The sequence below is a fragment of the Clostridium sp. DSM 17811 genome, assembly GCF_018861905.1.
Taxonomy (GTDB): domain Bacteria; phylum Bacillota; class Clostridia; order Clostridiales; family Clostridiaceae; genus Clostridium_AD; species Clostridium_AD frigoriphilum.
Window position 1 is genome coordinate 1 of sequence record NZ_JAHLDU010000019.1, and the last position, 19022, is coordinate 19022.

Here is a 19022-nt window from a genome sequence, read left to right on the forward strand (position 1 = left end):
CATTTATAGCACCGACAGAAAGACAAAAGTAATACATAAGGAGTGAAATTTTATGGTAACTTTACCTTTTGAAAAGAACATGTATGAACTTAAAAGTAAAATAGATGAGCTGAAAAATTTAGCAAAAGATCAAAATATGGATTTAGATAAAGAAATAAGACAGATGGAAATAAAGCTCTATAATGTGCAAAAGGAAGCCTATAAAAATTTAACTGCTTGGGATAAAGTAAGTATTGCAAGGCTAGTGGAACGTCCGACTGCTCTTGATTATATAAATAGAATTTTTGATTCATTTATTGAGTTACATGGCGATAGATATTATGGAGACGATGCCGCAATTGTAGGTGGAATCGCAGAGTTTAATGGTATACCTGTAACTGTTATAGCGCAGCAAAAGGGAAATAACACAAAAGAAAACATAAAGAGAAATTTTGGTATGCCAAATCCTGAAGGATATAGAAAAGCTTTAAGACTTATGAAACAGGCAGAAAAATTTAAAAGACCTGTTATTTGTTTTGTTGATACTCCAGGAGCATATTGTGGATTAGGGGCAGAAGAAAGAGGTCAAGGTGAAGCAATAGCTAGAAATCTTATGTATATGTCAACTTTAAAAACACCAATAATTTCAATAGTCATTGGTGAAGGTGGAAGTGGTGGAGCTTTAGCAATGGCGGTAGCGGATGAAGTTTGGATGCTCGAACATGCAATTTACTCTATTTTATCCCCGGAAGGTTTTGCTAGTATATTATATAAAGATGCAAGTCTTGCGAGTGAAGCAGCGAGTGCAATGAAAATAACAGCTCAGGATTTGATAAATTACGAAATAATAGATAGAATTATAAAAGAACCTCTAGGTGGCGCACATACTAATGTAAATGAGATGTCAATTAGTATTAAACGCAACTTAGAGGAAGCAATTGGTAGATTAATACAGGAGCCTGTAGAATCCCTACTTACCAAAAGATATTATAAATTTAGAAAAATTGGCAAGGTTGTAGAATATTAAAAAGGTGATTACTTTATTGCATAATTAAGATATATACCTGGCTGTTTTAGAAGTTATGATTTTAATTTGCTACCTGATTCCCAAATTGACTATTATAGAGTTTTTCATAGAAACCATTTTTTTTCATTAATTCATTATGGGTTCCTTGCTCTATAATATTTCCTTGATCTATAACCAATATTAAATCTGCGTTACGAATAGTTGAAAGTCTATGTGCAATAACAAAGCTAGTTCGTCCTTTCATTATATTCCTCATAGCTTTTTGAAGTAATATTTCTAATCTAGTGTCAACTGAACTAGTTGCTTCATCTAATATTAATATTGCTGGATTTGATATTATAGCTCTTGCTATAGTCAAAAGTTGTTTTTCTCCCTGGGATATGTTAGAAGCCTCTTCATTCAGGTACATGTCGTATCCATCTGGAAGGGTTTTAATAAAGTGATGTACGTTAGCTATTTTAGCTGCTTCAATAATTTCATTATTGCTAGCTCCAAATCTACCATACTCAATATTATCATGAATTGTTCCATTATATAACCAAGTATCCTGAAGAACCATACCGAATATAGAACGTAAATCCTCACGTTTCATATCTCTAGTATCAACTCCATCTATTTTTATAGATCCACCTTGAATATCGTAAAATCTCATTAATAAATTCACTAATGTGGTTTTACCTGCTCCTGTTGGACCAACTATAGCAACCATCTGACCACTTTTTATCTCTGCATTTAAGTCCTCAATTAGAACCTCATCTTTATTATATCCAAATTTCACATGTTCAAAAGTTACATTGCCACGTGGATTCTCAAGTTTTATAAAATTCACTTTATCTGGAATCTCTTCCTTTTCATCTAATATTTCAAATACACGTTCAATTGCTGCAAAGGCTGATTGTATTGCAGAAGATAATTGCGTCACCTCAGAAATTGGTTGATTTATTTGCCAAATATAACGCATAAAAGCTTGAAGATTACCAACTGTCATTATTCCACTTATAACATATATCGCACCAAGAATTCCAATGACTGCAACTGCCAAATAAGTTACTAATGAAACTAGGGGAGACATTATACTTGATATGAATTGTGCTTTGAATCCAGTATTAAAAAGTTCTTCATTAATATTTTCAAAATCTTTTATAGCATCTTCTTGCTTTCCATATAATTTTATTTCATTAAAACCAGTATATATTTCTTGCACCTTACCGTTCAATTTCCCCAAAACATTTTGCTGTTTATTAAATAGGTTTTGAGATTTACTAACTATAAATTTTGATATTAAATAGCTTATTGGCACTATAAGTATAACTAACAATGCAAGTTTTATGTTAATTGTAAACATCATAACACTGGCTAAAGTTAGTGCCAATATTGTATTTATAACTTGACTAAAACTCTGTTGCAGTGCATTAGAAATAGTATCTACATCATTTGTTATACGGCTCAGTACATTACCATAGCTATTTTTATCAAAATAACTTATAGGTAATTTTCTGATTTTACCTTGAACGGCATTTCTTAAATCTTTCATAGTATTTTGAATAGCATTAGCTAATAATAGACTTGCTAAATAAGTGGATAATGCTCCAAATACATAGATAAAAGCTAATATTACTAAGACCCTTAAAATATAATTAAAATTAACGAAAGTTCCATTTGTACCTTTCGCTATATTCATAACATCCTTGGCAAGACTAGTTGTAATTAATCCTTCTATTCTTGGAGCAATAGTAGTAAAAATTGCAGCGATTACTATAAATAAAATTGCGGCAATAAATGGTTTCCTATATGGCTTTAAGAAGGGCGAAATTTTTCTTATAGAATACTTTAACTTTTTCATTGTGCCAGTTCCTCCTTTGTAAGTTGAGATGATGCAATTTCATGGTAGATTTCACAGGTTTTTAGTAATTCTTTATGAGTCCCGATTCCTACTATTTCTCCTTCATTTAATACTATTATTTTATTAGCATCAAGTATAGATCCCATCCTCTGTGCAACTATTAAAACTATGGAATCTCTAGTTTCGTCCTTTAATCTTTTTCTAAGCATTGCATCTGTTTTAAAATCTAGGGCGGAAAAACTATCATCAAAAATATAAATTTCAGGTTTTCTAACTAATGCTCTTGCAATAGATAACCTTTGTTTTTGACCTCCCGACACATTAGATCCGCTTTCGCTTATTAGTTCCTCAAATTTTTTAGGTTTACTATTAATAAAATCATAAGCCTGAGCTACCTTTGCAGAATGTTCAACTTCTTCTTTATCTGCATCATTTTTGCCAAATTTAATGTTAGTGCCTATACTGCCAGCAAATAGCAATGTCTTTTGAGGTATAAATCCCATTTTTCCACGTAATGCCTTTAAATCATAAGCTCTCACATCTACTCCATCTATTTTTATGCTACCTTTTGTAACATCATAAAATCTTGGAATTAAATTAATTAAAGTACTTTTACCGCTGCCTGTACTTCCTATAAATGCTACTGTTTCTCCTTTTACTGCTGTAAATGATATGTCCCTTAACACTGGAATTTCTCCATCTGGATATGTAAAGGTAACATTATTAAATTCTATAGTACCTTTAATATCTGTATCTTTAATACCATCTATGGGATTTTTAATAATAGGTTCTTCATTTAATATCTCTTGAATTCTATTGGCTGAAATTTGTGCTTTGGGATACATGATAAACACCATTGAAAAAAGAATAATAGAGAACATTGCATGGAATAAATATTCTATAAATGCTACCAATTGTCCAACTTGCAATGTTCCTAAATTTATCATTTTGCTAGAAACCCAAAAAATAACTAACACAGCGAAATTCAACAAGATAAAGAAAGCTGGTTGAGGAATTGACATAAGTTTATATAACTTTTTAGATACACTGGCATAATCATTATTTATCTTTTCAAATCTTTGGTGTTCATGATCATCGTTACCAAATGCTCTGATTACTCTAGTTCCAGTTAAATTTTCTCTTGAAATTCTATTTAATCCATCTAATTTTTTCTGCTGCTTTTCTGAAATCGGATAAGATTTTTTAGCTATAATAACTACTCCACCCACAATGAATGGTACAGTTATTGCTAATACTGCGGATAACTGTAAGCTGGTTCTAAGAATCATCACTAAACTTACAATAAACATAACAGGTGTAAGTAATGCTGTTCTTAACAGGGTATTTGTAAACTGTTGCAATTGAAAAACATCATTGGTTGTTCGAGTTATCATTGATGATATTCCAAACTTATCATATTCACTATGTGAAAATTCCTGAGATTTTCTAAAAATATCATTTCTTATATCTCTAATCATACTAGTAGAAATTTTTGAAGAACTGTACCCTAATAATATTGAACCCATAGACCCAACTATAGATATTACAACAATTACAATCCCCATATGTCTGATATATGCTATATCCTTATTAGCTATCCCTATGTCAATAACTTTAGCCATTATTGTTGGAATTCCGAGTTCCACTAATGCAAATCCAAAAATTGATATTATATTCAGCACTAGAAGTAGTTTATATTTTCTTATGTATTTTAATATTAGTTTCATTCCTTCTGTTCACTCCTTTTTAAGTACCCTTGAATTATTATTGCAATAATATTATAATAAAGTATATGGTTACCGTATAGTCAAGAGGAGAAACAATCTATGAATGAAAAGTTTAATAAATATTTCACTACTGGAGATTTTGCGAAGTTATGTAATGTAAAGAAACAAACTCTTTTTCATTACGATGATATAGGCATTTTTTCACCAGAAATAAGAGATGATAATGGATATAGATATTATTCTCAACAACAATTTGATCTTTTTGATGTTATTACTAATTTAAAAGAGATAAATATGCCTTTGAAGGAGATTAAATCTTATCTCGACAATAGGAGCCCAAATGCATTAGTTAAGTTATTTAAAAATAAAATACTAGATATTGATATTGAGATAGAAAACCTAAAAAGAATACGTAAACTCATGGAAACAAAAATTTCTATAACAGAATATGCGTGTAAAATAGATTATTCTAAAATCCATTTAGAATTTTTTGATGAGGAGTATCTTCTTCTAAGCAATTCAATAGAAAATGTGAGCGATAATGAATATTTTAAAACACTGTCCGAGCATATGAACTATTGCACTTTAAACCATATTAACTCTGGATATTCTAGTTGCATCATGATAAGTAAGGATAATATATTAAAGGGAGTAGCTAAAAATTATTCATATTTATATACAAAGTTAAATTCTAAAGATGATGTTCCATTTACTTTTACTAAACCAAAGGGTATCTATTGTATAGCGTATCATAAAGGGGACTATAACAATATCGACAAAACATATAATAAAATACTTCAATTTTTAAAAACCTCTAATTTTGATATAAAAAAATATTCTTATGAAGAATTTCTTTTAGATGAAATAACAGTAAAAGGATATGAAAATTATTTAACTCAAATTTCAGTTGAGGTTGAAAGTTTAATAGAAGGGGAGAACAGTATAAATATTTGACTAAAACAATAAAAAATACTCCATAATAGCTATGGAGTATTTTTACTACCAATAATATTAGTATGTTTTTTTATTTCTGAATATAAACACGATAATATTAACAGCAGATAGTCCTACTAAGATGTATATAAATCTAGCAAGAAATGGAATAGCTCCAAAGATGGCGCTAACTAGATTAAAATTTAATAACCCCAAAAGTCCCCAGTTTAATGCACCGATCAATACTAATATAAATGAAAGTTTGTCTATATTATTAAGCTTATACATAATTACCTCCACACTATTATAATTATTTCTAGTTGTTTAAATTATATTAGAAATATAATATTTTAGAACTATTTAATGACTTCTTTAGAGTATTATTAATATGAGGGGAGATGAATTTATAATTTCAAACTTTATTTAGATTTTATAGTTAGTATATACGAACATTTACATTACTTTTTATAATATTGTATGTTATAATATGAATGATAATCGTTTTATATCTTAATACGTACGTGTGGAGGCAAAATATGAGAAATACTTATAATACACCATTAAATAGTAGATACGCATCAAAAGAAATGAGTTTTTTATTCTCAGATGATATGAAATTTAAAACTTGGAGAAAGCTTTGGGTAGCATTAGCTGAAGGTGAAAAATTATTAGGACTTAATATAACACAGGATCAAATTGATGAGCTTAAAGCCAATGTTGATAATGTAAATTATGAAGTGGCTGAGGAAAAAGAAAAAGAAATAAGACATGATGTAATGAGCCATGTATATGCATATGGTGTACAATGTCCAACTGCAAAGGGGATAATCCATTTAGGAGCTACTAGCTGTTATGTAGGTGATAACACAGACCTTATCATCATGAAAAAGGCTTTATTATTAATTAAGAAGAAATTAGTTAATGTAATTAGTAAATCTTCAACATTTGCATTAAAATATAAAGATATTCCTACTTTAGGTTACACACATTTACAACCAGCACAATTAACTACAGTAGGTAAAAGAGCAACACTATGGATTCAAGATTTAGTAATGGATCTAGAAAATTTGGACTTCGTAATTGATAATATTAAGTTACTTGGAGTAAAGGGAACTACCGGAACTCAAGCTAGCTTTATGAACTTATTTGAAAATGATGAGAAGAAGGTTAAAGACTTAGACAAATATGTAGCAAACAAAATGGGATTTGATGATACATATCCAGTTACTGGTCAAACTTATTCTAGAAAAGTAGATTCTATAATACTAAATACACTTTCAGAAATAGCTCAAAGTGCTTATAAATTTAGTAATGATTTAAGAATACTTCAAAGTATGAAAGAAGTAGAAGAACCATTTGAGAAAAAACAAATTGGATCTTCTGCAATGGCATACAAAAGAAATCCTATGCGTTCTGAGCGAATCAGTTCTTTAGCTAGATATATTATAGTAGATTCATTAAATCCTGCTATAACAGCTGCAACACAATGGTTTGAGAGAACACTTGATGATTCAGCTAATAAGAGAATATCTGTGGCTGAAGCTTTTCTTGCACTTGATGGAGTATTAAATTTATATATGAATATAGCAGGGAACATGGTTGTATATGAAAAGGTAATTACTTCTCATGTAAACCACGAGCTACCATTTATGGCTACAGAAAATATCCTTATGGAAGCAGTTAAAAAGGGCGGAGACAGACAAGATCTTCATGAACACATTAGAGTTCATTCTATGGATGCAGCAAAACGTGTTAAAGAAGAAGGTCTAAATAATGATCTTATAGAGAGAATTATAAATGATCCAATCTTTAAGATGTCAAAAGAAGAGATTATAGCTGTAATTGATCCAATTAAATTTGTTGGAAGAGCTCCAAGTCAAGTAGTAGACTTTATAGCTGAATATGTAACTCCAATACTCGCAGCTAATAAAGATGCAATTGGCGTTGAAACTTCAATAAACGTATAAGAATATAGAGTTTAATTGTAAAAAGCTATCAGGAATATAAAACTGATAGCTTTTTAATTTTATAAAATTAAAAGTAAATCACTATTAATACAATAGTAAAAACCATAGATAAAAAAATAAATTTAATTATATTTCAAAATAAACATGATTTTACCCCCTCTTTTGTAGTATAATAATGTCGTGAAATGTAAGTTTCACGACATTATTACGTATTTTGGAGGTTACTATGAAATCAGATATAAATGGTATTTATAACAATGAACTACCATCGTTTCTAAATGATTATTTTAATTATTTATCTACTATTAAAGGCTGTTCTATTAATACTATAGTTGCGTATACTGCCGATTTGTCCTTACTTTTAAAGTTTCTAAAAATGTATAAAGGTTTAATTCCTTCAGATAAAAATCTAAAGCTTGAAGACATTGTAATTAGCGATTTAACCTTAGATACATTAAAAACTCTTACATTACAGGATTTATACGCCTTTATCTCTTATCTTGGTAAATATAGGGCTAATGGCAATTATGCTAAGGCTAGAAAAATTGCATCCATAAAGTCCCTATTTAAATATTTAACTACTAAGGCTAAAGTACTAACTGTAGACCCAACAATAGATTTAGAGTCCCCTAAGATTGGAAAAAGAAGCCCGGTTTTTTTAACATTAAATGAAAGTAAGGACTTACTCGAGGCTACAATCTCTCGAGATAAACATTCTATTCGGGATCATAGTATTATTACATTATTCTTAAATTGTGGTCTCAGATTGTCAGAACTTTGTAGTATAAATTTATCCGATATGAAAGAAGATACATTATCTGTAATTGGAAAAGGAAATAAAGAGCGAACAATTTATTTAAATAAAGCATCACTTAGAGCAATCTATAAATATTTACCTATTAGAAATATGAACATAGATAAAATTCATGCTGAGGATAAGGATGCCCTCTTTATCAGTGGAAAGTTTGGAAGAATTAATAAAAGAACTGTAGAAAGAATTGTTAAAAAGCATATAGGAGATGCTGGGCTCAATAAAAATAAATATACTCCTCATAAATTAAGACATACTTCAGCCACTCTCATGTATAAATATGGAAACGTAGATATTAGAAGTTTGCAAGACATATTAGGACATGAAAATATTTCTACCACTCAGATATATACTCATGCTGACGATGAAAAACTAAGAAATGCTGTTAAGTCGAATCCCCTTTCTGATGAATAATAAAAGGAGTATGTACTATCACATCCGTGATAATATATACTCCTTTGACTTCTTACTCTATACTTCTTATACCTTCTTTAGTCTTATAAGCCCTGGAAATTCCTCTTGAAGAAATTCTGAGTTATCTTCTTCATCCTCAAGTAACTCCTTTGCCCCATCTATATCATCTATAAATTCCCAAACTTCATTATTTTCAGGTATGTATTTATCTTTATTCAGTTTAGCTTTCTCTTCCTCAGCCAAAAACGCTTCATAAGTTTCAATTTTTGATGCTTCATCTTCTTTAGAGACTTCCTCATTATTATTTTCTATAGTCTCTTCCTCTAAATCAGATTCATCAATTTTATCCACATTATAAATATCATCATCTAACTTTCCAGTTCCAGCATCCTCAAAGACCTCGTCAATTTTTATAGCTTTAACATCAAAACCTTCAAGTTCTAAACATTTTCCGCAATTGTCACATTTCTTATTTGAATTTAATTCGCAGACTTCACAATCACCACAGTCATTACAAATTTTCTTATTATTAAATATACAGTTTTTAGACATACAACACCCCGCTACATTTATTTCTAATACTATTATAATAGACTATTATAACAAATAAGGTATCATTAATCAAATACTTATAAATTTTTATACTTATGTCCCAAAATAGAACATTCGTTTGATGTTTTTGAACTTATATGGTATAATTCTACCATGAATGAGAGGTGTTTACATGTTAACTCCAAAAAAAGATAAACAGAGTGAAATATATAACTTTATAAAAGATCAAGTTCAATTAAAAGGATATCCACCCTCAGTGAGAGAAATATGTGTAGCTGTAGGATTGAAATCCACCTCAACTGTTCATGGTCATTTAGAAAGATTAGAAAAAAAAGGATATATACGTAGGGACCCTGCTAAACCTCGTGCAATAGAATTATTAAAGGATGCTGTTATAAGAAAAGAACTTATAGATATACCTATTATAGGAAAAATTACAGCTGGGGTACCAATCCTTGCGGTTGAGAATGTTGAAGATACATTTACTATACCTTTAAATTTTACAAAAACTAATAATGAGTTATTTATGCTTAAAGTTTCTGGTAGTAGCATGATTGAAGCCGGAATATTAGATGGTGATCTTGCTATAATCGAGAAAGTTAATTCAGCTAAAAACGGCGATATAGTTGTAGCACTTATTGATAATGAAGCAACTATTAAAAGATTTTTTAGGGAAAAAGGACATATAAGGCTTCAGCCTGAGAATTCATCCATGTCCCCTATCATATTAGATGACTGTTCAATTTTAGGTATACTCGTCGGCATTTATAGAAAGTATTAATTATCCCTTTAAAGGAAATAAAAGATACTGTAATGATATAATCATTACAGTATCTTTTGTTTTCTACTAAATTAACTAAAATAAATATACTTATAAAATAATTACAAGTATATTTATTCCAAATTTATATAACTTTTGAAAGAGCTATTAATATTCCAATTTTAGCATGATCAAATGTTAATCCGCCCTGTAAATATGCTATATAAGGCTCTCTTATTGGAGCATCTGCAGATAATTCTATAGATGACCCTTGAATAAAGGCCCCTGCTGCCATTATAACCTTATCTTCATATCCTGGCATATCCCATGGCTCACACTGAGCAAATGAATCAATTGGAGAGCCTGCTTGTATACCCTTAATAAAATTAATTAGCATTTCCTTATTTCCAAATTTAATAGCTTGAATTATATCACTTCTTTTATCAGTATATTTAGGAAGAACATCAAACCCTGCAAGTTCCATAATCCTTGCACAGAAAATAGCACCCTTCAACGCTTCCATAGTTACGTGTGGAGCTAAAAACAATCCTTGAAATAAAGAACGCATTACTCCAAATGTAGAACCACATTCTCCACCTATGCCTGGAATTGTTAGTCTATATGAAGCTTGCACTACATATTCTTCTTTACCTGCAATGTATCCACCCGTTGGTGCAATTCCGCCACCAATATTTTTTATTAGAGAACCCGCAACTAAGTCTGCGCCAACATCTGTAGGCTCTGTAGTTTCAATAAATTCTCCATAACAATTGTCTACAAAACAAATTACATTTGGATTTATAGATTTTGCTGCTTTTATAATTTCTTCTATCTCACAAATTAATAAAGCTTTTCTCCATCCATATCCAGTAGATCTTTGAATATGAACGAGTCTTATTGATTTATCTTCAATCATTGTTTTTTTCATTAGCTCTATATCAACCTTAGAATTATTTAATTCTAATTGTTTATACTTTACGCCAAAATCTTTTAATGATCCTATATCTTTCTTATTAGTTATACCAATTATGTTATGTAGTGTATCATAAGGCGTTCCACATACAGAGAGCATTGTATCATTAGGTCTTAAATTACCAAACAATGCCGCCCCAATTGCGTGTGTTCCATTAACGAAATGTGGTCTAACTAGTGCACTCTCGCAATTAAAAATTCTTGCATATACTTTATCTAATGAATCTCGTCCTATATCACCATAACCGTACCCAGAAGAGTTTGTAAAATGAGATTCGCTAATTCTCTCATCTTGAAGTGCAGTCAAAACCTTAAGCTGGTTATATTCCCTTACTTCATCAAGCTTCTTAAACTCCCCTTGCACATCTTTTATTGCTATATCATAGAGTCCTATCGTTTTTGAATTTATTTTATACTTCTTTTGAAGATATTTTTTTGTTATGTCTAACATGATCCATGTCCCCTTTGTATTATGTATTTTAATTTACCTCATTAATAATAACATACATCTACACTATTTTATTCATATTGCGCCCTTTATTTGAATTATCTCAGAATTAAAAGCTTCTATTCCTGATTTTTCTTCTAGTGCAACTTTATACATAGCTTTTGCCACAGTATTTCCGTATACAGGCTTATATTTTTTAAAAGCACCGTTAAATATAAATGGCATACATTTTGAAACAACTTCTGCTGCTTTTTCACCAAATCTAAATTCTGTTCTATCTCCTAAAAGTAAAGACGGTCTAAAAATTTTAAGGCCTCTTAAACCTAAGTTACTAAGTGCAGCTTCCATTTGACCTTTAACTTTATTATAGAAAACAGTGGACTTTATATCAGATCCCATTGCTGAAATTACAAGAAATTGGGATACATCATTTTCCTTCACTTTCAGTGCTAAAGAAACTATATATTCCAAATCAACTTTTTTAAAAGCTTCCTTACTCTTAGCCTTTTTTATCGTTGTTCCAAGGCAGCAAAATATATGATTAACCGTGTCTTCAAGCTTATAGGTGTCAAGCAATTCGAAATTGATTATTTTTTCTTCAAGCTTTTTATTATTTATTCCCGTAGATTTTCTAACCCAAACTATTACCTTTTCATACTCAGGGGCTTCTAATAACACATTAACTAAACTACCCCCAACAAGTCCTGTAGCTCCAACTACCAAAGCGGTTTTCTTTTCCATACTTATTCTCCTTATTTAGTTTTTATTCTTCATTATTCTTAACTTCTTCAATAATTTCTTCAACAGTTTCTTTTAATTCCTCCCCTACTTTTTTATACTCAATATCAAATTTTTCATTTTGATTTTTTATAAAGTACATTAAAGCATAATAAGTAGGCTTATACTTATCCTTTAGCATAAATTCCTTTTCATTAAATAGATTTAATAATGAGTTATATTGTTTTTTAGCCATTAGTAATATAAAATACTCATTAATAAACTTATTATATTTATCTGTATTATTAGCTACTTGTAAAAACAAAGGAGCCTTTTTAATGGATTCTTCGATTTTATCCTTCAAAAGTAAGGTTTTTGATGATTCATAGATACTGCTAAAATCGTTACAATCTCTATCTAAGTCCTTTTTATCAAAATTTAAATCTTGTTCTTTGTTTTTACTTTTATTAATTAAAAGTTCTCTACTACACCAGATTTCTAAAAAATCTACAAGCCATAACACCTGCTGTTTTTCTTTTTCTCCTCCAAATCTTATTAGATACCATATGTTAAAGAATCGATCCTTAATTTGATACATATAATTTTTCTTATTTACAGGTATTTTATTTATTACACCATTCTTTTCTAATTGATTTAGCTGAGCTGACACTTCTTTGCTTTGCATTCTTATTTTGTCTGCAATTTCTTTTGTAGTTATGGCCTCCCAGCTTAACGCTATAACATCAACAATTTCTTGCTGCACTGGAGATAAATTATCCATTACGTGTTTATAAAGAGGTGTTACTTTATCCGATAATGTAGCTATGTCTTTAAAGGCTAGTCCCCTATCACAACATACATTACTGAAAAGTAATGACATTATTCTAGGAACCCCACCAGTTAAACGCCTTAAGGCTTCTATTTTACCTTTATTACTTTTGATTAGTTCCTTCATATCTTTCTTATTAAATATTTCTCCTAATTTTTCAAAAAGTTCGTTAGTTTCTTCTGAAGTTAATCCTTTTAATTTTATTAACTTAAAGAAGTCATAAAAAGGTTTTTCATAATCAAAGGTGAATTCTAAAACATCTGCGGATGCTCCAATAAAACGAATTTCAGCAGACGTTAATAAAATTTCTCTAAGTTTTTGCTGCTCAATAAGTTTAAACTTCTTCAAAATACCCTCAGTATTATCTATTAAAAGTATTAACTTTTTATTTTTTTCCTTAAGTCTTTGCTCTATTAGTTTAAAACATATATCTTCGTAGTTTTCTTCCTTTGCATGTTTATCCATTTGCTCATGAAGGCCTATAAATTCATAACTTTCTAGTTCAAGATCTTGTGCTACGACCTCCCAAAGCTTAAATAATCTACGTACATTATATTGCTCCTCTGGTAATATAACAGGAATAAGCCTTTTTTTTAATTCTGTATCCCTTTTGATTTCAAAGTATATCCTTTTAAGTAAAGTTGTTTTACCATACCCTCTTTGAGCCTCTATCATATAATGCTGCTCTGGATATTTCATATCTGAACCTTTTATATCATTTATGATTTTTTGAAATTCTTTTTTTCTTATTACAAAACTATCAATTAGGTCTTTCTCTGTTAAATTATTGGGGTTATAAAAACTTACATTACTAGTTTGCATTTTTTTTACACCACCACATTCTTAATATTGGAGAAGTAAATGTATAAAATTTCTCCTCATCATCATTATTTATATATCCATCATCTATAAGAGTATTTAAGAGATCTTTATATGTTTCACAAAGATTATATTTTACAGCTAAATTGTGTGTTTCATTATAAGTTATCTTTTTAGCCTCTGATATAGATATTAGATCTAATGTTTCCATAATGAACTTATAATCATTGTTTTTGTACACCACAAGCCTCTCATGCCAACTACTAAATTTATTATTTTCTTCTATCATACGTTTTATTGCAATATCTACTGATTTATTATGTATGACGCATAAATTATCTTCATCGTAGATATCCTGGATTTTATCCATAGCAAGTTGAATATAAAAAGGAATTAACCACTTAATCTCATTAAGCATATGATTTATAGTATCCTCGTCCATAGTAAAATCCAGTCCTTTAAGTAACTCAGTTATAAGATTTTTACCCTCTGATTTACTTAGTGGAGTGACTTTTACTATATCTAGGTCATTTATAAACTTTGAAGAATCCATTCGTCTTGCAATACCCTCAAGGCTTATGGAACCTGTATATATAAATTGAAATTTATTATTTATATCACTATTTTGTCTTAAAACTCTATTACTCTGAAGGAGATGAACTGCATATGCGGTGCCTTCTTTTTGTTGAATGTTTTCTATTGTTTGAGCAAATTCATCTATCATTATAATCAATTTGTGCCCTTCTAAATCAATGGTTCTCATTATTTCTATAAATTTATCATAATAATTATCTTCAATATTTTTGCTAAATTTAACGGAGTCTATACCAACTTCATCTATACTTTTAAAAATGTTTTTAGCTATGTCCTTTATTGAATTTATTACCTTATCTCTTTTTCTTATTGAATCACAATTTAAAATTGCTTTTACAATTTCCTTATAATACTTATTCTCGTCATACACTGACTCCGTAATTACATAAACTACATAGTACTTCTCCTTTGGGTTATCTTCTATATACCTCATTAAAGATGTCTTTCCTACTCTTCTTGGAGCTGAAATTATAATGCTGCTATCTGAATCAATTTTTCTCCATAATTTATTTATTAAAATAGGCCTTTTAAAAAAGTTGTCCCCTCGAGCAGCTTGCCCAGTTGTAATTTTCATAATTAACGCCTCCTATGTATCCTTATATTTACAATTATACTTAACAAAAAATATCTTGTCAAGTATTTTGACAAGATATTTTTTGTTAAGTTAACCAAGGATGTAAACAATAAATACTTCTTATATAAGCTTATTCATTTTTTTATACCCAAAGCAATAAAATAAGAAACTACCTATTGAAAATAATATTAAGTCATACAATATAATCCCTGTGCCTGTAATTTTACTGTATATATCAATTTGAAATAATGTCATAACATTTAATTGCTCAACTAAACCAGTGTTTGGTAATATAACCGCTGTAACTACAACATAAAACAAAGGTAATAATAGTATCAAAAATTTACTTTTTGTTAACGTTGATATTCCTAAAATAAATGTTGAAAATGAAGCTGCACTAACAAAGGTTATAAGGAGTGAAATAATAATATAAGCAATTTTAGACTTATTATAAATAGGACTAAATGCCCCTGTTACATCTGTATGAATATTGTTAATGCCATAAGCACTGATTAAGAATATAAGTAATATAGTTTTAGTTATTAAAAATACAAACCCACTAACTAAGGCATTTACTATCAAACGACTAGTGAAATACACTTTTGGTTCTATTATTGTAAAAAGTTTGCTAAAAATATCCTTTTTCTTATCTATAATATAAGAATTAGTAAATGGAATACTAGCAAGTAATGGAGCAATAAAAGGAAGATAACTAAACCAACCAATTCTTATAAAAAAATTAATACCATCCACACTAGATGCGTGAAACTTAATCTCACTATAACATGGTATTAATAGTAATGCTAAAACTATTAGACTTGATATTAAAGTTTTCTTAGAAAAAAATGCTCTTTTAAAATCAAATATTAAAAAGGTTTTCATTTTTTAACTCCTCTCAATTATAAATTATACAAGCAGTTGACATCGATAATTAGTATTTATCCCCCACTGCTCCAAGGCTGGAAGCCTTAATAAAAGTTTTATTTTTAAGAAGTTTTAAAGAATCTTTATCACCTGTAACTACAACTCCTAAAATTTTTATATTATCTTTCGTAATTTTAACTTTATCTTTACTTAACTTACTAAATAACGTTTCATAGAGTTGCTGATTTTTTCCTTTCTTTGTTTTTCCATAAGAAATTGTATCAATAAAGTCTTTTTCAGGTGTTTCTTTATTTTTTCCTGCCTCATCTATTGATTTAATACCATATACATCATCCTCATATAGTATAATATTAGGACTTATGTGTTTTTCTCTTTTATTTACTGGTATCTCCTCTTCATTTGATATTTTTTCAATATGAGAACTCAATTCAGTAACTTCACTTTTCGTATACGTATCCACCCAATACCAATTCAATGTTATGTTTTGTGGTATCATCCTTTTCACCTCAGAAATACTATAAGATTTATCAAATGATAACGATATTTCCATAATTTTATCTTCTTCAATTTTATTAATCATTGCTAAATCATCTCTATATTTAGTATATTTTACATTAGGATGGTAAAATTGCATTACATTTTTGCCAACCTTGTTATATCTTTTAGATTCATATAAGGATTGTTCTGAATCTCCACTAGCCTCATATAGCAGTCCACTAATATCACCATAAAGACCATTTATTAGCGGTAGATAAGTATAAGATTCTTTGTTGTTACCATCAACAATAGGTTTGTTCCCTAAAAATCTATAAGTAACATAATCAAGTTCACCAGTCAATAAGCCATCATCCATTTGGTCACTTCCAATATATGAATTAGGGTGGGCTATTCTGTAATAATTTTCTAGCTCAGCCTTTTTATCATTTCCTAATTTGTTTAAAGTTGTAGCATTAAAGACTAAACCGACGAAACTTACTACTGTAAATACTAATATACTTGTTATAATCCCTCTTATGATAGAGAAAAATTTTGCCTTTTTTATAACCTTATCAAAATTAGACGGACCTTTATCTTCAAATAACTCTTTTAATTTTTCTTCATCATTCATTATACATAACACCCCACTTGTTTTTAAATTGCTCTCTTGCTCTAAATAAATATGTTTTCACTGTACTTTCATTTATATCTAAGACATTAGATATTTCTTTATAGGATAAGTCCATATTATATTTTAGAATTAATAAATTTTTTTGAATATTATTTAATGAATTAAGTATTTTTAGTACATCCCCTTTTCTCTCCAGATCTATAATATAGTCTTCACATAAATTGTTATCTGATTTAAATATTTCTTCATCTATAATTACATGTACATGTCTTTTTTTGGCTCTACATAGATCATAATATCTATTAATTGCAACTCTAAAAAGCCATGATGATATTTGGGAAACATCTATTCCATCAATATATTTTAATGCTTTATAAAAAGTATCTTGTGTTATATCCTCTGCATCCTCCTGATTGCAACCTAGCTTTATTAAATAACAATGTATAATATTCATCTTATCCATAAATATTTTGCTTATTAAATCATTTTTCATTTTATCCCCCTAACCTAAAGCAAAATACATGTTGAAATAACCATTTCAGAAGCCCCTCTATTACTAAAACGATTATAGGGCTAAAAAGTATACAATTAATTCATATATTGTTTTAATAATGTAATTTAGATGTTTTTTAGAACAATTAAAAAACTATAAGAATTTATTATAAACTCTTATAGTTTTTATGGGTAGGAAGTATAAATTACTTATTAAAATTTAATTCATATTCTTGAGAGAGCTATGTTAAGTTGAGTAGCAAAATCATCACGCTTGCCTATAACAGCCGTTATTGAACTATCAGCTAGGACACCACATGCTAATGGTGATGTTCCATCTGCATATCTAGTCAATGCTTTTCTTGTTGTTTTTCTTGTTGCATTTCCAACATAAAATACCCCTTCATATGGAGTATAATCACCTGCATTTCTCCACTTAATAAAGTTATTCATTATATCATTATATTTAAGCCCTTTAGAAAGGCTATACATAAGATATAACGTCATACTTGTATCAATATGACTATGTCCCAGCTTTCTGGTTATAGGCGCCAAATGAGCGCATATCAATTACAGAATTTTGTCTAAGCGTTTCTCTGTTTTCAAATTCAACTGGCATACCATATAGTATCTTCACCTATCCATTGAACCACAAGAAGGACATCTTTTCTTGGTCAGCTATTTCAAGCTTTCTACCTTGTTTATAAAGCTCTAATAGATTTATTTTTTATTACTTGATTTTGCTTCTGTTAAGTTCTAATTATAAGAATAATGGGAAGTTGACTAATAGCTTTTATATTTCTTTTTTTAATATTTGGTGCGTTACAATATTTGAATAATGGGAATTAAGTAACAGTCAAATTAGATTACTTCAAAGGTGTAAGTCATTTTTATAATTATTTGTCACTTATTTTATATAACGGGGCGAAGATTAAATTCTTTTGGTGAATCTTAAAGCTATCTCAGCTTGAATGCGTCTAGTATTCCATTAGTGGCAACATCTGTATTATCATCAAAGATAATTTTAAATTCATTTTCTAATGGGGTTAATTCTTGGTCTATAACTTTTGTTAATTTGATACCTCTGGCTTTTTCTTTCCATACGATACGTTTTAATGGGATTTCTACTTCAGCGTAACGATCAAATATATTGTTTGTTTCATAAAAACTATCCGGCATTGAATCCTTATATCTATCATTTAATATTATGTTTTCATCTTTCGTAACAACTGCTGCATATAATTTATTGTACATTACCTCTTTAACAAACTCTTCATCCGGCAAATATGGACCGAAAGTATCGAAAAACTTCACACATGATTTAACTGGCAAAATATGCTCATGTATAACGTGTTTCTTAAGCTCTTCAATGATTGCATCAAGAGCACCACCTTTCTCCTTTGCTATCTCTTCATACTTAGCAAAGGCATTTTCTGACCAAAGAGGTATATTTCTGGATTTACCATTTACTGCACGTAGTGAAGTCCAATCACGAACTAACTCGCTAACTAATTTATATCGAGTTTCATTTGAGAAATTTTCATCATGTAGGATATGGTAAATCTCATATA

The 19022-nt window shown here is 29.3% G+C and carries 18 protein-coding genes; 5 read left to right on the forward strand and 13 right to left on the reverse strand.

Annotation, left to right across the window (positions count from 1 at the left end; translation table 11 throughout):
* Positions 1-52 precede the first annotated feature (52 nt).
* A complete protein-coding gene (locus KPL44_RS18520; RefSeq protein WP_216253150.1) occupies positions 53-1006 on the forward strand; it encodes an acetyl-CoA carboxylase carboxyltransferase subunit alpha in 954 nt (317 codons plus the stop codon).
* Positions 1007-1067: 61 nt separating this feature from the next.
* Here the strand turns inward: KPL44_RS18520 and KPL44_RS18525 are convergent, their stop codons facing one another.
* Both KPL44_RS18525 and KPL44_RS18530 read right to left on the reverse strand, forming a co-directional pair.
* Positions 1068-2849 (reverse strand): ABC transporter ATP-binding protein, encoded by a 1782-nt coding sequence (locus KPL44_RS18525; RefSeq protein ID WP_216253152.1) that lies wholly within the window; start codon positions 2847-2849, stop codon positions 1068-1070.
* Entirely contained in the window at positions 2846-4576 is a 1731-nt protein-coding gene (locus tag KPL44_RS18530; protein WP_216253153.1) for an ABC transporter ATP-binding protein, read from the reverse strand. The genes KPL44_RS18525 and KPL44_RS18530 overlap by 4 nt, the downstream gene beginning before the upstream one ends.
* 99 nt (positions 4577-4675) lie before the next feature.
* Here KPL44_RS18530 and KPL44_RS18535 point away from each other — a divergent pair, with 99 nt between their 5' ends.
* Positions 4676-5530, forward strand: a complete 855-nt coding sequence (locus KPL44_RS18535) for a MerR family transcriptional regulator (RefSeq protein ID WP_216253155.1) — start codon at positions 4676-4678, stop codon at positions 5528-5530.
* A 57-nt stretch (positions 5531-5587) separates the two neighbouring features.
* Here KPL44_RS18535 and KPL44_RS18540 read toward each other — a convergent pair whose 3' ends face one another.
* Positions 5588-5797 (reverse strand): DUF378 domain-containing protein, encoded by a 210-nt coding sequence (locus tag KPL44_RS18540; protein WP_216253157.1) that lies wholly within the window; start codon positions 5795-5797, stop codon positions 5588-5590.
* A gap of 248 nt (positions 5798-6045) precedes the next feature.
* Here KPL44_RS18540 and purB point away from each other — a divergent pair, with 248 nt between their 5' ends.
* Positions 6046-7476 carry an adenylosuccinate lyase gene (gene purB, locus KPL44_RS18545; protein ID WP_216253158.1) on the forward strand — a complete coding sequence of 477 codons (1431 nt, stop codon included), beginning with the start codon at positions 6046-6048 and terminating at the stop codon, positions 7474-7476.
* A gap of 226 nt (positions 7477-7702) precedes the next feature.
* Positions 7703-8701, forward strand: a complete 999-nt coding sequence (locus KPL44_RS18550) for a tyrosine recombinase XerC (RefSeq protein ID WP_216253160.1) — start codon at positions 7703-7705, stop codon at positions 8699-8701.
* A gap of 66 nt (positions 8702-8767) precedes the next feature.
* On the opposite strand, the gene KPL44_RS18555 is transcribed toward KPL44_RS18550, so the two are convergent.
* Positions 8768-9253 (reverse strand): hypothetical protein, encoded by a 486-nt coding sequence (locus KPL44_RS18555; RefSeq protein WP_216253162.1) that lies wholly within the window; start codon positions 9251-9253, stop codon positions 8768-8770.
* Positions 9254-9425: 172 nt separating this feature from the next.
* On the opposite strand from KPL44_RS18555, the gene lexA reads away from it, so the two are divergent.
* Positions 9426-10034, forward strand: coding sequence for a transcriptional repressor LexA (gene lexA / locus KPL44_RS18560; RefSeq protein ID WP_216126669.1), 609 nt, complete (start codon positions 9426-9428; stop codon positions 10032-10034).
* A gap of 124 nt (positions 10035-10158) precedes the next feature.
* On the opposite strand, the gene KPL44_RS18565 is transcribed toward lexA, so the two are convergent.
* The 9 genes from KPL44_RS18565 to KPL44_RS18605 all read right to left on the reverse strand — a co-directional run bounded on the left by KPL44_RS18565 (position 10159) and on the right by KPL44_RS18605 (position 18765).
* Positions 10159-11436: a methionine gamma-lyase family protein gene (locus tag KPL44_RS18565; RefSeq protein ID WP_216253164.1), complete on the reverse strand. Its 1278-nt coding sequence runs from the start codon at positions 11434-11436 to the stop codon at positions 10159-10161.
* 72 nt (positions 11437-11508) lie between these two features.
* Entirely contained in the window at positions 11509-12174 is a 666-nt protein-coding gene (locus tag KPL44_RS18570) for an NAD-dependent epimerase/dehydratase family protein (protein ID WP_216253166.1), read from the reverse strand.
* 22 nt (positions 12175-12196) lie between these two features.
* Positions 12197-13801, reverse strand: coding sequence for a hypothetical protein (locus tag KPL44_RS18575; RefSeq protein WP_216253168.1), 1605 nt, complete (start codon positions 13799-13801; stop codon positions 12197-12199).
* Entirely contained in the window at positions 13791-14966 is a 1176-nt protein-coding gene (locus tag KPL44_RS18580; RefSeq protein ID WP_216253170.1) for an ATP-binding protein, read from the reverse strand. The genes KPL44_RS18575 and KPL44_RS18580 overlap by 11 nt, the downstream gene beginning before the upstream one ends.
* A 120-nt stretch (positions 14967-15086) precedes the next feature.
* Positions 15087-15848: a hypothetical protein gene (locus tag KPL44_RS18585; RefSeq protein ID WP_216253172.1), complete on the reverse strand. Its 762-nt coding sequence runs from the start codon at positions 15846-15848 to the stop codon at positions 15087-15089.
* Between the two features lie 49 nt (positions 15849-15897).
* The gene (locus KPL44_RS18590; protein WP_216253173.1) at positions 15898-16959 is read right to left on the reverse strand and encodes an anti sigma factor C-terminal domain-containing protein; all 1062 of its coding nucleotides are present in this window, start codon (positions 16957-16959) and stop codon (positions 15898-15900) included.
* Positions 16952-17452 carry an RNA polymerase sigma factor gene (locus KPL44_RS18595; RefSeq protein WP_216253174.1) on the reverse strand — a complete coding sequence of 167 codons (501 nt, stop codon included), beginning with the start codon at positions 17450-17452 and terminating at the stop codon, positions 16952-16954. Before KPL44_RS18595 ends, KPL44_RS18590 begins: the two co-directional genes overlap by 8 nt.
* Positions 17453-17676: 224 nt before the next feature.
* The gene (locus KPL44_RS18600; protein WP_331702798.1) at positions 17677-17958 is read right to left on the reverse strand and encodes a hypothetical protein; all 282 of its coding nucleotides are present in this window, start codon (positions 17956-17958) and stop codon (positions 17677-17679) included.
* Positions 17959-18408: 450 nt separating this feature from the next.
* Entirely contained in the window at positions 18409-18765 is a 357-nt protein-coding gene (locus KPL44_RS18605) for a hypothetical protein (RefSeq protein WP_216253176.1), read from the reverse strand.
* Positions 18766-19022 lie beyond the last annotated feature (257 nt).